This is a genomic window from Streptomyces adelaidensis (genome assembly GCF_016598475.1).
In the GTDB taxonomy this organism is placed as follows: Bacteria; Actinomycetota; Actinomycetes; order Streptomycetales; family Streptomycetaceae; genus Streptomyces; species Streptomyces adelaidensis.
Genome location: NZ_JAEMUX010000012.1, coordinates 102,640 through 116,555, shown reverse-complemented (window position 1 = coordinate 116,555; position 13,916 = coordinate 102,640). Strand labels below are relative to the sequence as shown.

At 70.3% G+C, this 13,916-nt stretch carries 19 protein-coding genes; all 19 read left to right on the top strand.

Going from position 1 to position 13,916, the window contains the following annotated elements; translation table 11 throughout:
* The first annotated feature begins 35 nt into the window (after positions 1–35).
* The 19 genes from I8N67_RS09875 to I8N67_RS09785 all read left to right on the top strand — a co-directional run bounded on the left by I8N67_RS09875 (position 36) and on the right by I8N67_RS09785 (position 13,906).
* Positions 36–827 carry a hypothetical protein gene (locus I8N67_RS09875; RefSeq protein WP_200302237.1) on the top strand — a complete coding sequence of 264 codons (792 nt, stop codon included), beginning with the start codon at positions 36–38 and terminating at the stop codon, positions 825–827.
* 15 nt (positions 828–842) lie between these two features.
* Positions 843–1,694: a phage major capsid protein gene (locus I8N67_RS09870; RefSeq protein WP_200302235.1), complete on the top strand. Its 852-nt coding sequence runs from the start codon at positions 843–845 to the stop codon at positions 1,692–1,694.
* Positions 1,695–1,716: 22 nt separating this feature from the next.
* Complete coding sequence (locus I8N67_RS09865) at positions 1,717–2,088, top strand: hypothetical protein (protein ID WP_200302234.1); 372 nt, start codon at positions 1,717–1,719, stop codon at positions 2,086–2,088.
* Positions 2,085–2,699: a hypothetical protein gene (locus I8N67_RS09860; protein WP_200302346.1), complete on the top strand. Its 615-nt coding sequence runs from the start codon at positions 2,085–2,087 to the stop codon at positions 2,697–2,699. The genes I8N67_RS09865 and I8N67_RS09860 overlap by 4 nt, the downstream gene beginning before the upstream one ends.
* Before the next feature lie 12 nt (positions 2,700–2,711).
* Complete coding sequence (locus I8N67_RS09855; RefSeq protein WP_200302233.1) at positions 2,712–3,308, top strand: head-tail connector protein; 597 nt, start codon at positions 2,712–2,714, stop codon at positions 3,306–3,308.
* On the top strand, positions 3,305–3,649 hold the full coding sequence (locus I8N67_RS09850) for a head-tail adaptor protein (protein WP_200302232.1): 345 nt from the start codon (positions 3,305–3,307) through the stop codon (positions 3,647–3,649). Before I8N67_RS09855 ends, I8N67_RS09850 begins: the two co-directional genes overlap by 4 nt.
* 10 nt (positions 3,650–3,659) lie before the next feature.
* Positions 3,660–3,989 (top strand): hypothetical protein, encoded by a 330-nt coding sequence (locus tag I8N67_RS09845; protein ID WP_200302231.1) that lies wholly within the window; start codon positions 3,660–3,662, stop codon positions 3,987–3,989.
* Between the two features lie 4 nt (positions 3,990–3,993).
* A complete protein-coding gene (locus tag I8N67_RS09840) occupies positions 3,994–4,368 on the top strand; it encodes an HK97-gp10 family putative phage morphogenesis protein (RefSeq protein WP_200302230.1) in 375 nt (124 codons plus the stop codon).
* Between the two features lie 4 nt (positions 4,369–4,372).
* A complete protein-coding gene (locus tag I8N67_RS09835; RefSeq protein ID WP_200302229.1) occupies positions 4,373–4,516 on the top strand; it encodes a hypothetical protein in 144 nt (47 codons plus the stop codon).
* A 2-nt stretch (positions 4,517–4,518) separates the two neighbouring features.
* A complete protein-coding gene (locus I8N67_RS09830) occupies positions 4,519–4,743 on the top strand; it encodes a hypothetical protein (RefSeq protein WP_200302228.1) in 225 nt (74 codons plus the stop codon).
* Positions 4,740–5,141: a DUF3168 domain-containing protein gene (locus I8N67_RS09825; protein ID WP_200302227.1), complete on the top strand. Its 402-nt coding sequence runs from the start codon at positions 4,740–4,742 to the stop codon at positions 5,139–5,141. Before I8N67_RS09830 ends, I8N67_RS09825 begins: the two co-directional genes overlap by 4 nt.
* 13 nt (positions 5,142–5,154) lie before the next feature.
* Positions 5,155–5,574 (top strand): phage tail tube protein, encoded by a 420-nt coding sequence (locus tag I8N67_RS09820; protein WP_200302226.1) that lies wholly within the window; start codon positions 5,155–5,157, stop codon positions 5,572–5,574.
* Positions 5,574–5,888, top strand: coding sequence for a hypothetical protein (locus I8N67_RS09815; RefSeq protein WP_200302225.1), 315 nt, complete (start codon positions 5,574–5,576; stop codon positions 5,886–5,888). The genes I8N67_RS09820 and I8N67_RS09815 overlap by 1 nt, the downstream gene beginning before the upstream one ends.
* Entirely contained in the window at positions 5,885–6,253 is a 369-nt protein-coding gene (locus tag I8N67_RS09810) for a hypothetical protein (RefSeq protein ID WP_200302224.1), read from the top strand. Before I8N67_RS09815 ends, I8N67_RS09810 begins: the two co-directional genes overlap by 4 nt.
* An 80-nt stretch (positions 6,254–6,333) precedes the next feature.
* The gene (locus tag I8N67_RS09805; protein WP_200302223.1) at positions 6,334–6,597 is read left to right on the top strand and encodes a phage tail assembly protein T; all 264 of its coding nucleotides are present in this window, start codon (positions 6,334–6,336) and stop codon (positions 6,595–6,597) included.
* A 24-nt stretch (positions 6,598–6,621) separates the two neighbouring features.
* On the top strand, positions 6,622–8,766 hold the full coding sequence (locus I8N67_RS09800) for a phage tail protein (protein ID WP_200302222.1): 2,145 nt from the start codon (positions 6,622–6,624) through the stop codon (positions 8,764–8,766).
* A gap of 13 nt (positions 8,767–8,779) precedes the next feature.
* Positions 8,780–11,902, top strand: coding sequence for a hypothetical protein (locus I8N67_RS09795; RefSeq protein WP_200302221.1), 3,123 nt, complete (start codon positions 8,780–8,782; stop codon positions 11,900–11,902).
* Between the two features lie 13 nt (positions 11,903–11,915).
* The gene (locus I8N67_RS09790; RefSeq protein WP_200302220.1) at positions 11,916–13,532 is read left to right on the top strand and encodes a right-handed parallel beta-helix repeat-containing protein; all 1,617 of its coding nucleotides are present in this window, start codon (positions 11,916–11,918) and stop codon (positions 13,530–13,532) included.
* On the top strand, positions 13,529–13,906 hold the full coding sequence (locus I8N67_RS09785) for a hypothetical protein (RefSeq protein ID WP_200302219.1): 378 nt from the start codon (positions 13,529–13,531) through the stop codon (positions 13,904–13,906). Before I8N67_RS09790 ends, I8N67_RS09785 begins: the two co-directional genes overlap by 4 nt.
* Positions 13,907–13,916: the final 10 nt, after the last annotated feature.

The window sequence follows — 13,916 nt, the reverse complement described above, 5'->3', positions numbered from 1 at the left end:
TGCCCGGCAGGTTCACCCGCAACGGGAGACACACCATGCACGCACCCCTGCCCGTACACCCGCTCACCGGACTCTCGGCCGTCGGCTGGCGCAAGGCCCGCCCCGGCGAGGACGACGGCGAGCTGTACCCGATCTGGCCCGTCCTCGGCGGCGCCGGGGACGACGACCAGGACGACGACGGCGGCGACAACGACGGCGGCGACAACGGGGACGGGGACGACGACCAGGACGACGACGGCGGCGACAACGACGGCGGCGACGACCAGGACGGCGACGGGGACGACGGCCAGGACGACGCGGACCCCGAAGGCGCCGACCAGCTCGGCGACAAGGGCAAGCGGGCCCTGGCCTCCATGAAGGGCAAGTGGCGCAAGGAACGAGACCAGCGCCGCGACCTTGAACGCCGACTGGCGGACAAGGACAAGGGCGGCGGCGGCGATGACGCCGTGGCCAAGGCGACCGCGGCCGCAACGGCCACGGCCAACACCCGCATCCTCAAGGCCGAGGTCCGCGCGGCCGCCGCGAAGAAACTCGCGGACCCCCGCGACGCCCTGCGCTTCCTCGACCTCGAACAGTTCGAGGTCGGCGAGGACGGCGAGGTCGACGCCGAGGAGATCACCGAGGCGCTCGACCAACTGATCAAGGACAAGCCCTACCTGGCCGCGCAAGGCCGCCAGAGGTTCCAGGGCTCCGGCGACGGAGGGGCAGCGCGCAAGGCGGGCCGTCCGAAGCAGCTCACCGACCGCGACCTGAAGAACATGTCCGCCGAGCAGATCGTCAAGGCCCAGGAGGAGGGCAAGCTCGACGACCTGCTCGGCGCCGGATGACCCTGGAGGGCACCGATGTCCATCACCAATTTCAAGCCTCAGATCTGGACCGCCCGGCTCCTGGTCGCGTGGCGCAAGTCCCTCGTCTACGGCGGGCCCATGGTGGTCAACCGGGACTACGAGGGCGACATCGCCGATGCCGGCGACGTCGTTAAGATCACCTCCATCAGTGACCCGACGATCTCGGACTACGTGCCGAACTCGACGGTCATCACTCCGGAGGAGCTGACCGACGCTCAGCGCAACCTCGTCATCGACCAGTCCAAGTACTGGGCGTTCAAGGTCGACGACGTCGACAAGCGGCAGGCCAAGGGCAACGTCATGCCCGAGGCCATGTCGCGGGCCGCGTACCGGCTGCGCGACGTCGCCGACCAGTACGTGGCCGGCCTCTACACCGGCGTCGCCTCCGGCAACAACCTCGGCACCATCTCGGTTGTCGCGGCGACCCCGACGGACGCCTACGACGACGTGCTGATCCCGCTGAAGGTCACCCTCGACGACGGTGACGTGCCCACCGAGGGCCGCTACTGCGTGATCCCGCCATGGTTCACCGGCCGTCTGCTGCGCGACGACCGCTTCGTCCGCGCGGACGCGTCCGGCACCACCGAGGCGCTGCGCAACGGCTTCGTGGGGCGCGCGGCGGGCTTCAACATCGTGCAGTCCAACAACACCCCCAACCCCACCGGGGACGACAACGTCATCCAGGCCGGGGTCAACGCGGCGATCTCCTTCGCCGAGCAGATCAACAAGACCGAGGCCTACCGGCCGGAGTCCTCGTTCGCCGACGCCGTCAAGGGCCTGGCCCTGTACGGGGCGAAGCTCGTGCGCCCCGACGGCATCGCCATCGCCACCGCCTCCCAGACCTGAGCCAGGAAGGAGACCGACCACCATGGCAACCACCCAGGTCCCCTACAGCAACCTCGTCGCCAACGGCAATCTCGTGCAGCCCGCCGGCACGACCCTGGTCGCCGCGCCGACCAACAACATGCAGATCTCCGACGCGGTCCCGGAGTACACGGTGCTGCGCGTGTCGAACACCGACGACGACACCGCGCTGACCCTCACGGTGAAGGCGGGCACCAACCCGCCCGCGCTCGCCGCCGGGCAGGGCGACCTCGCCGTCAGCATCGCGTTCGGCACCGTCCGCTTCATCGGCCCCTTCGAATCGGGCCGGTTCATCCAGTCGGACGGCTCGATGCTGATCGAGTCGACCACCACGACCGGCACCATCACCGCCCTGCGCATCCCGCGGAGCACATGATGGAGGCGGAAGAGTTCACGGCGCAGGAGCTGGCCGCCGCCGTTCAGCTCCTGCGCGGCCGCCGCAGCGCGACGGCCAGGGCGAGGCCGCCGGTTCAGGACGACGGCACTGTCTTCATCCGCGGGGAGGGGGGCGCCGTCTTCGAGATGACGCCCTCGAAGATGAGCCCCGAGACGAAGCGGCGCCTGCGGCTGGGCTACCTGCGGCAGGTCAACCCCGACGGCTCACCCCTGCAGACCGCGTCCGCGTCTGCGCCCGCGCCCGCGCCCGCGAGTGTGGGGCCGCTCGGGCAGGAGCCGGTTCCCAGGCCGGCGAAGTCCGCGCCCAAGAGGGACTGGGTGCTGTACGCGGTGACCGTCCTGGGCCTGGACGCGGAGCGGGCCGAGGGCATGACCCGCCAGGAGCTGATCGACCTCCCGCCGGACTTCGCCCAGCACCCCGGCCCCACCCCCGGCGACGACCCGGAAGACGGCGCCCTGTCCGGGCCCGGCCGCCCGGCCGAGGACGCCCCCAAGTCCGAGTGGATCGCCCACGTTGTCTCCAAGGGCCTGCTCTCGGTCGAGGACGCGGCGAACTACACCAAGGCCGACCTGATCGACCTTGCGACCTGACGGGAGGCCACCGTGGCACTGGACCCCCTGGCGACGGTGGCCGACCTGGAGGCCCGCGGCCTGACCGTCGACCCCTCCGAGACGGCGGTCGCCGAGACCTTCCTCGAGGAGGCCTCGGCCGCCGTCCGGGAGGCGGCCGGCGTGCCCATCAGCGAGACCATCTCCACCGTCACGCTGGAGGCCCCGGACAACTCGCCCTGGCTGACCCTGCCAGGACCGCCGATCCAGTCCGTTTCTGCCGTCACCATCGACGGCTGGACCGTCACCGACTACAAGCTGCGCTCCCACCAGCTGTGGCGTCCGGGCGGCTGGCAACTGGGCAGCGAGCCGTCCGAGGTCGCCCTCACCCAGACCCACGGCCTGCCCACGGTGCCCGCGGACATCGTCGGCCTGGTCTGCCGGATCGCGGCCGCCGTCCTCGTCCACCACCGGGCGCAGCCCGACGGCGAGGGCCTGGCCGCGAAGGACATCCGCGCCGAGCGGATCGGGGACTACTCCGTCACCTACGGCGACAGCGGCCGCATCACCGACATCGAGCTGCCCGAGTACATGCGCGAGCAGCTCGCCGCACGCTTCGGCGGCGGTGTGGCGGTGGTGAGGTCGAGGTGAGCCGCGCCGGGCACCTCCTCAACCGCACGGTCGAGGTGTGGCGGAAGACGGCCGTCGACGACGGCGGTGGCGGCCAACAGACCACCTGGGTCCACCAGTCCACCCCGCGCGCCCGCAAGTCCCAGCCCACCGCGCGCGAGCGGACGGCCGCCGACCAGGCCGGCGCCAAGCTCGCCGAGACCTGGTACTTCAACCCCGGCACCGACGTGCAGCGCGGCGACGAGCTCCGCCCCGCCGGCCGCGTCCTGAAGGTCATCGCCGTCTTCGAGCCGTCCGAGGACGACGTCTACCTGCGGGCGGACTGCGAGCTCGTCCAACCCCTGAACGGCACCACCACGTGAGGAGCAATCCATGGCCATCCTGACCGCACAGGCCACACCCCTGGGCGGGCTGCAGCCCACCTACGCCGCCGCCACGTCCGGCGGCGACCAGTCGCCCGTCGGCGAGAAGCTCGTCTTGCACGTCCGCAACGACGACGCCTCCGCCAAGACGGTCACCGTCGCGACGCCGGGGACCGTCGGCGGGCTCGCGGTCGCCGACGCCGCGCAGGTCATCCCCGCCGGCGGGGACGCGTTCATCCCGATGAAGTCATCCGCGTTCCGCGACCCCGCCACCGGGCGGGCCGCCATCACCTACAGCGCGGTCACCTCGGTCACCGTCGCCGTCCTGCAGCTGCCCTGAACCCGTGGCCAGCCGCGTCCGCCTCGACGGCCTACAGAACGCCTTGCGTGCCATCGCCCGCGTGCCCGAGGCGATGCGCCAGGCCCGCAACGACACCCTGCACGAGTGGGCCGACGCCGTGGAGAACACGGCCGCCGACAAGTCGCCCCGCGACCAGGGCAACCTGTTCCAGGCCATCGATCAGCGCGTGAACGAGCACTACGGGCGTGCGGACGTCGGCGTGTGGCAGCCCGACCAGCTCGAATACGCGATGTACGTGGAAAAGGGCACCTCGAAGATGGAGGCCCAGCCCTACCTCGTGCCCGCGTTCAACGAGCACCGCCGCCAGGTCACCCGCACCTACCGTGCCGCGTTCCGCCGGCACATCGGAGGGGGGTGAGCGCATGAGCCTGACCGACTCCTGGCTGCGGCAACTGGCCCGCGAACGCCAGCGCCTGTCTGACGCGGAGAAGAAGCGGGCCGAGGCGCTGAAGGAGATCGCCCGGCTGGAGAAGAAGCTCGCCAACGCCAAACAGCGGAGGGGGTGAGCATGGCTGTGCTCGGCAAGATCCGCATCCCGATCTACATGAGGACGGGCGACAGCAGCCCCGAGCGGCAGATCGGCACCGTCGTCTACGACCCCCAGGACGACGCCGCGGCGGAAGCCAGGCTGTGGCGGCCGCAACTGGCCGCGATGCTGCGCAAGGCGGCCGACTCGATCGAGAACCCTGCCCCCTGTGACTGCGACGGGCCGCCCGAAGCAGGCGCAGGGTGACGACCGCGCTGTGGCCGCTGCAGGTCGCGGTCGTGCAGAAGGCGCGCGCCCACGCCCCGCTGATGGCGCTCGTGACGGGCGTGTTCGACGAGGTCCCCGAGGACCAGGCGCACCCCTACGTCACGGTCGGCTCGATCACGGAGACCGTGGACGACGCCCACAACCAGCGCGGCCTGGAAGCACAGGTGGAGCTCCACATCTGGTCGCGCTACGAGGGGTTCAAGGAGGCCGCCGACGTCCTCGCCGCCCTCGATGCGGCCCTGGACCGGCAGCCGCTCACCGTCACCGGCTTCCGTGACATCTCCGTCGCGCATCAGCAGCACACCGAGCTGCGCGACCCCGACCCCGACATCCGGCACATCAACGTCAGCTATCGCGTGTGGCTGACCAAAGCGTAAGGAGGTACAGGCCATGGCTGGTCTGGACGCTTTCGGCACCCAGCTGCAGCGCGGCGACGGAGCCACCCCCGAGACGTTCTCCCCGCTCGCGAACGTCACCGACATCACCCCGCCCGGCATCGAGCGGGAGACCTACGACGTCACCGCCCACGACTCCCCGGACGCCTGGCGGGAGTTCACCGGCGGCCTGAAGGACGGCGGGGAGGTCGAGCTGGACATCAACTACGACCCGCGCGAACACGACGGGCTGATCGCCGACTTCGCCGACTCGGCGCCCCGCAACTACAAGATCGTCTGGCCGGGCACGCTCGGCAACTGGGCGTTCGCCGCCATCCTCACCAACTTCGAGCCCGAGGCGCCGCACGACGACAAGCTCGCCGCGTCCCTGACCCTCAAGGTGTCGGGCAAGCCGACCATCACCACCGGCGCCTGATGGCCGACGAGACCGTCTACGACGCCGATACGTGGCCGGTCGTCGCCTGCAGCGAACGGCTCCCGGAACTCAGGGACTGGCTGCGCGCCAACGGCATCGACCCGGGCGACGTCCCCGTGCATGAGGACATCACCATCGAGCCGCTCACGCTCGGCGGCGACCGGGCGATCCGCTTCACCGCCCACCTGCGCAACGCGGACGGGTGCAAGTACCTCGACGAGGCCACGGGCGAAGCCGCCCAGGAGGAACGCACCGTTCCCCTCGTCGTCGAACCCCCGCCGCAATGGCGGACCGAGAAGGAGAACGACGGATGACGACCTACCTGTCCGCAGAGCAGATCCTCGACGCCGACGACCTCGGATACGAGGACGTCGAGGTACCGGAGTGGGGCGGCACCGTGCGTGTGCGGGAGCTTCCGGGCACCGAGCGGGACAAGTTCGAGGCGCAGTTCGTGGGCAAGGACGGCGCGAGCCTGCGCACCGAGGGCCTGGAGGGCTTCCGGTCCCGGCTCGCCGCCGCGGCGATCGTCGACGACAAGGGCAAGGTGCTGTTCCGGTCGGCGGCCGAGACGAAGCGGCTGGGGGAGAAGTCGGCATCCGCGCTGCAGCGGGTGTGTGACGTCGCGATGCGCCTGTCGGCGATGAACGAGGAAGACGTCAAGGAGCTCGTGGGAAACTGAGGGCGCGACCAGAACGGCAGTTCTATTTCCGTCTGGCCGCGCACCTCGGCGCCCGTTCCGTGCGCCACCTGCTCGCCGATATGGGCTCGGCCGAGATCTCCGAGTGGCGGGCCTATGAGCAGCTCTCCGGTCCCCTCGGCGGAGTCCGCGGGGACGTCAACGCCGCCATGGTCGCGGCCGCAATCGTCGCGGTGAACCGGGGCAAGGGCCAGCGCGCGCCGTCGCTGGCCGACTTCATGCCGCGTTGGGACCGCACCCGGGTGCGTAAGACGCCCGAGGAACTCTTCAAGGCGGCCCTGGCCGCGAACACTGCCCTGCAGGGGCGGGTGATCGTCAACAACTGAATAGCGCCGAGGGGGTGATGGCCGGTGGCCACGCTCGCCTCGATGATGGTCCGTCTCGGCATCGACACCGACCAGCTGAGTGCCGGTGCCGACAAGGCCAAGGGCATCCTGACCGGGATCGGCAAGGCCGTCGGGGGCCTGGGGATCGGCCTTCCGGTGGCGGCCGCGGTCGCGGCCGGCGTGGGCGCGATGGCGGCCGCGTTCGTCTCCGCCGGGGTGGCGGCGAAGGCGCTGCAGCTCGCCGTCGGCCCGCAGATGCAGGCGATCGCCGACGTCGCCACCCTCGCCGAGGAGGCCGAGAAAGCCGCCGCCGAAGGCGCCGCGGACGCCGCCGAGAAGCAGAAGGCCTACAACGACGCCCTCGCTCAACTGCCCCCGGCAACGCGGGCGACGGCGAAGGAGTTCATCGGCCTCAAGAAGGACTACAGCGCCTGGTCGGACTCGCTGTCGGCGACGACGATGCCGGCCTTCACCAAGGGCCTGCAGCTGCTGCGCCGTCTGCTGCCCGCGCTCACCCCGTTCGCGAAGGCCGGCGCGCAGGCCTTCGGCGAGTTCGTCGACGAGATCGACCGCGCCACCTCGGGCAAGGGCCTGCAGGCCTTCGCCGACTCCATGGCGCAGGTCGCCGGGCGGAACCTCAAGTCGTTCCTGTTCGGCCTGAAGAACATCGCGTCCGGCATCGGCGGGATCATCAAGGCGTTCCTGCCGCTGTCGACGACCATGTCCGGCGGGTTCGAGGAGGGCACCGCCGCGTTCGCCCGCTGGGGCCAAGGCCTGAGCGACAGCAAGGGGTTCGCCGACTTCATCGCGCTCGCGCGCGAGGGCGCCACCACGCTGTCCCAGGTCGCGACCGCGGCCCTGAACCTGATCGTGGCGCTCGGCCCGCTGGTCGGGGTGACCACCCAGGTCGCCCTGGTCCTCGCGCGGATCATCAACGCCCTGCCGCCGGACGTGCTGTCCGCGATGGCCACCGGGATCGTCGCGGTCGCCATCGGGATGAAGCTGTGGGCGGCCGGAGCGAAGGTCGTCGCCGTCGCGAACGCGGTGATGGCCTCCAGCTCCTACCGGGCGATTGCCGGGTGGACGCGGATGATGGCCGTCGGCGTCGCCGCCTACGTGCGGATCGCGGCGGCCGCCGTCGTCTCGGGGGCCCGCACGGCGGCCGCGTGGGCGGGGGCCGCGCTGCGGTCGATGGCGACGTTCGCCGCGCAGATGATCCGTACCGCGGCGATCGCCGTGCGGCAGTTCGTGCTGATGGCCGCCCGGGCGATCATCTGGGCGGCGACGATGGCCGCGCAGTGGCTGATCGCGATGGGCCCGGTCGGCTGGATCATCCTCGCCGTGATCGCCCTGGTCGCGCTGATCATCGCCTACTGGGACGAGATCAAAGCCTTCACCATCGCGGCCTGGAACGCGATCTGGACGTGGATCAAGGGCGCCGCACAGAAGATCTGGGACCTGTTCCTGTCCTGGACGATCATCGGGCTCGTCATCAAGCACTGGGACACCATCAAGGCGAAGACGGTCGCCGTATGGAACGCGATCGTGGCGTGGGTGAAGCAGATCCCCGGCTGGATCTACAACGCGTTCCTCAACTGGACCGCCCTCGGCCTGCTGATCAAGCACTGGTCGGCCATGAAGTCGGCGACGGTCCGCAAGGCGACCGAGCTGATCAACTGGGTGAAGGGCATCCCGGGCCGGGTGAAATCCGGGCTGGGCAACCTCGGAAACGTCCTGTCCGGCGCCGGCCGGGCGCTCATCCAAGGCTTCATCAACGGCATCAAGAACATGCTCGGCTCGGTGAAGAGCGCGGCCGGCTCGATCGTCTCGGCCGCCCGGGACTACTTCCCCTTCAGCCCCGCCAAAACGGGGCCCTTCGCAGGCAAGGGCTACACCCTGTACTCCGGTATGGCGCTCGCCGACGCCTTCGGGCAGGGCATCACCGACGGCGTTCCAGGCGTGCAGTCCGCGCTGGACGGCATGGCCACCATCCCCGGCCTGCGCACCGCGAACCGTATCGGCGCCGGCGGCGGCGCGGCCGCGCAGGCCACGCGGATCCTCGTCGAGGTCGCCGGGCCCGAGGCCGTCAAGAAAATCATCCGCGCCATCGTCGTCAAGGACGGCGGCGGCAGCGTGCAGAAGGCCTTCGGCCAGCCCGGCCAGGCATAAGGAGGTCCCCGCCGTGGCGTTCCCCAACACCGCCCTGGACATCCGTACCGAGCTGAAACTGGACGGGGTATGGACCGACATCAGCGGCGACGTCTACGTCCGCGACGTCAAGGAGACCGACGTCGGCCGCCGCGACATGGGCGCCCGCACCGACCCCGGCAAGCTGACCCTGACCCTGAACAACAGAGGCGGCAAGTACTCCACCCGCAACCCCGAATCGGAGCTGTGGGGACTGCTCGGGCCGAACACGGGCGTGCGGGTGTCCGTGCCCGGCACCACCACCTACCTCGAACTGTCCGGCGCCGCCGACTCCTACGCCTCCACCCCCGACCACGCCGACCTCGACATCACCGGCGACCTCGACCTGCGATGGGAGGGCGAAGCCAACTGGTACGGGCCCGGCAGTCGCATGCTCATCGGCAAATGGGGCGACGCCGGGCAGCGTTCCTACCACCTGCGCCTCCAAGACGGCGCTCTCCTGCTCCACCTGACCCGCGACGGCACCAGCGGCCCCAACGCCGGATGGACACTGCCCCCTCTGCCCGCCCGGGCAGCCCTGCGCGCCACCCTCGCCGACGGCGAGACCGTCACCGTGTACTGGGCCCAGAGCCTCGCCGGGCCGTGGACCACGCTCGGCAGCGTCACCCTTCAGAGCCCGCTCACCACCGGCATCTTCGTCAGCACCGCACCGCTGCTCATCGCCCCCAGCCAGAGCGGCGTCACACCGGTGCGGACCGTGGTCGAGGGCAAGGTGTACGCCGCCGAAGTCCGCGACGGCATCGGCGGCACCCTCGTCGCGGCCCCCGACTTCGAGGGCCAGCCCCTCGGCACGGCAGCGTTCGCCGACTCCGCCGGCCGCACCTGGTCCTACAGCGGCACCGCCCGCATCTCGGACCGGGCGTACCGGTTCGTGGGTGAGATCTCCACCTGGCCGAAGAAGTGGGTGCCGGGCGGCTCCGACGTGTGGTGCTCGGTGGAGGCCGCCGGCGTCCTGCGCCGCTACGACCAGGGCACCAAGGCCCTGGCCTCCACCCTGCGCCGCCGCATCCCCTCAGGAAACCCCATCGCGTACTGGCCGATGGAGGAAGACAGCCTCGCCTCCCGCGCCTACAGCCCGGTCCCCGGCGTCACCCCGGCCGCCCTCACGGGAGTGGAGTGGGCCGCCGTCGACACCCTCCCAAGCTCCAGCCCCCTGCCCAAGCTCACCGCGGCGGCCACGCTGTCGGCGATCGTCCCGGACGCCACGGACGGGCAATGGCAGGTCGAGTGCGTGTACAACGCCGACGACAAGGCGCCCACCGCCAGCGAAACCCACGCCGAAGTGCTCAGCGTCTCCACCACGGGCACCGTGCGCCGCTGGGTCATCGGCATGCGGCAGAGCGGATGCCGCGTCTGGGGCTACGACGCCTCCGGCACCGACGTCATCTTCACAGCCGTCGCCCTGGAAGGACACCTGCACGGCTGGTACCGGCTGCGCCTGTACGCCCAGGACCTGGGCGGCGGCCAGATGGAGTGGGTGATCGGCGTCGCCAACGTCGACGGCCCCATCATCCAGCTTCCCAAGGAGATCACCGGGGAGCCCGGCCACGTCACCGCCGTGACCGCGAACTGGTCAGCCGACACCGAGGGCTGGTCGATCGGGCACCTGTCGGTGATGCCCGACGCGGCGAACACCATCTACGACGGCTCCGACAACGGCTACGCCGGTGAGACCGCCTGGCAGCGCCTCAGCCGCCTGGCCTCGGAACAGGGCCTGCCGATGGCCCGCATCCCCGGCCGGCTCACCCCGGAACGGCTGGGCGCCCAGCGCCCCGAGGAACTGCTGGAGCTGCTGCACAAGGCGGCCGAGGCCGACGGCGGCATGCTCCTCGAAGACCGGGACCGGCTCGGCCTCGTCTACCGCGAACGCTCCAGCCTCTACACCCAGGAACCCGCCCTCGTCCTGGACGCCGACCAGCCCGGCCTGGCCGACGAGGACATGGAGCCCGCCGAGGAAGCCGACTTCGTCCGCAACGACATCACCGTCAAGCGCACCGGCGGCTCGGAGGGCCGCGCCGTCCAGACCGAGGGCAAGTACGCGGTCGACCGGATCGGCGTGTACGACACCGCGCCCGAACTGTCGCTGGACGCCGATACCCAGACCGAGCCGATCGCCCACTGGCTGCTGCACCAGCTGACCTACGACGGCGCCCGCTACCCGGCGGTCACCGTCATGCTCCACAAGCCCGGCGCCCAGGCCCTGATCCCGGCCGTCCTGGCGCTGCGTGAGGGCGACCTGATTCGCATCACCAACCTGCCCTCCTACGTCGAGTACGGGCACCTGGACCTGATCGTGCAGGGCTGGCACGAGGAACTCGACCTGCACCGCTGGACGGTCACGTTCAACTGCTCGCCCGGCGGCCCCTGGCGCCTGGCCACCACCAACACCGTCCACGAAGGATTCGACGACGCCATCTACGACGTCACCCTCACCGACGGCGGCACCCTCCCGTGGACACGCACGAGCGCGCAGGCCCACACGGGCACGTACTCGCTGCGCTCCGGCGCGATCAGCAACAACCAGACCTCGGACGTGGCCCTCACCTTGCCGGCCGCGGCCGCCTCGCTGTCGTTCTGGTACCGCACGTCCAGCGAAGCGTCCGGGACCGGGTTCGAGGGGGACCGGCTCCTCGTCCTCGTCGACGGCGTCCAGGTCCTCCGCGCCCAAGGCACCACCGGATGGACCCAATTCACGACCGACGTCACCGGCAAGAGCGCGGTCGTCTTCCGCTACATCAAGGACAACTCGGCCACGGCCGGGGAGGACGCCGTCTACATCGACGACCTGCGGCTGACAGTGGGCAGCCACGCCCCCGCCAAGGCCAACACCGACGGCAGCGAACTCGACGCCGGCGTCGACGCCGACGACGGCACCCTCAGCGTCGCCGTCACCGCCGGGCCCCGCTGGACCACCGACGCGAACGAGATGCCGATCCTGATCGACGTCGGCGGCGAACACATGCTCGTCACCGCGATCAGCGGCACGAGCAGTCCGCAGACCTTCACGATCGGCGCCCGCTCGTACAACGGCGTCACCAAACCCCACCTCGCCGGGACACCGGTGACGCTGGCGTACCCGGCGATCGCGTCCCTGTAGGAAGGAGGACCCCTTGGCGACACCTGTCGAGGAATGGTTCGCCGGGATGGACATCACGGCCGGCCGCCTGGAGTCCATGAACCAGCGCTCCGCGTTCCAGGTCACCAACTACGGCGCGGACAGCAGCGGCACCGTGGACGCCTCACCCGGCATCCAGCTCGCCCTCAACGCCGCGCGGGACGTCGGCGGCGCCCAGGTCCTGGTCCCGCCCGGCGTGTACCTGATCGGCGCGACCCTGCGGATCTACACCAACACCAGGCTCACGCTCATGGCTGGCGCGGAGTTCCGCCGGGACGTCGCCGCGACGATGATCATCAACGGGGACGCGGGCCAGGACCTCGGCGGATACACCGGCCACTCGCAGATCGTCATCGAGGGCGGCCTGTGGAACATGAGGGGGACCACCAGCGGCCTCACCGCGAGCGCGATGTGCATCTCGATCGGGCACGCCACCGACATCGTGATCAGGGATCTGGAGGTCCGCGACCTGCCGGGATTCCACGCCGTCGAACTCAACTCCACCCTCCACGGGGTCATCGAGAACTGCCGGTTCAGGGGCTACGTCGACCCCGGGTCGAGGGATTTCAGCGAGGCCGTCCAGATCGACCTCGCCAAATCGAGCGGCGTGTACGGGGGGTTCGGACCCTATGACCACACCCCGAGCGAGGACGTCCGCGTCACGGGCTGCCACTTCGGCGCGAGCGGCACAGCGGGCACGACCGCGTGGCCGCGCGGCATCGGCAGCCACTCCGCGACGATCACGAAGTGGCACCGGCGGATCCGCATCAGCGACAACAGCTTCGAGGGAGTCCTTCAGTACGCCGTCTCGGCCTACAACTGGGAGGACGTGACGGTCACCGGGAACACATTCGTCGACTGCGGCTCCGGCGTCCGCGTCCGCACCGTGATCGTCTCGGACACCGAGGACACCAAGCTGCCCGACGGCACCCAGACGTCAGCGTCGCAGAACCTGCGCAACGTCACCGTCACCGGCAACTCCTTCCGGGGCGGACTGGCCTACGACGAGCCGATCATCGCGCTCGGCGAGACAACCGGCACCGTCCTCAACCTGACGGTCACCGGCAACACGATCGACGGCACGACATCCAGCCAGAACGGCATCCGCCTCCAAGAGGTGTCCCGCGCCACAGTCGGCACCAACGTGATCGCCAACGTGGCCGGGACCGGCATCTCGACGGAGGACTGCAACAACCTCGTCATCACCGGGAACAAGATCTGGACTCCGGGCGGGTACGGAATCACCCTCGTCGACACCACGCACTCCAGCGCGGTCGGCAACCAGACCCGCGACACAGGCAGCGGCGGCATCTACATCGACGGCGGCAACGACCTCCACATCCGCGACAACTACGTCAAGTCCCCGAGCCGCTCCTCCAACGGCACCTACTACGGGATCAGAGTCGACAACGCCGCATCCGTCTCACTGTCGGGGAACAAGACCAGGCCCAACGGCAGCGGCAACGAAGCCGCCTACGGCCTGCGGATCTTCAGCGGCGCGTCACTGATCCACCGCTACGGCAACGACTGGCGAGGAGCAACATTCACGACCGGAGCCATGCTGGACAGCTCCACCACCCCCAACACGTCGGCCACCGACGTCACCGCGTGACCGAAACAGACGACCACCCCGACGAAAGGGCCCCCTTGTCCACCACCGTCACCACCTCGTACGTCCTCGTGAAACGGGACCAGGCGACCGGCCGCGTCCTCGCTTCCGGCGTCGCCGGCGCGACGGCCGCCGAGGCCGGGCAACGGGCCGCCCTCACCAACGCCGGAGGCTGGCTCGCCTCCTGGCGGCCGATGTCCTGGCAGAAGGACGCCAACGACCAGTTCTGGACCGACCCCGCCACCGTCATCGTCTCCGCCGAGGACCCCGACTCCTCGGTCCTGTACGAGGCACGCATCGTGAAGCGGACCGTCACGGTCGTCGACGAGCCCATGATCACGTCGGGCGAGACCGCCTACGAGCTCTTGCCCGCCTGACCCTTCACCC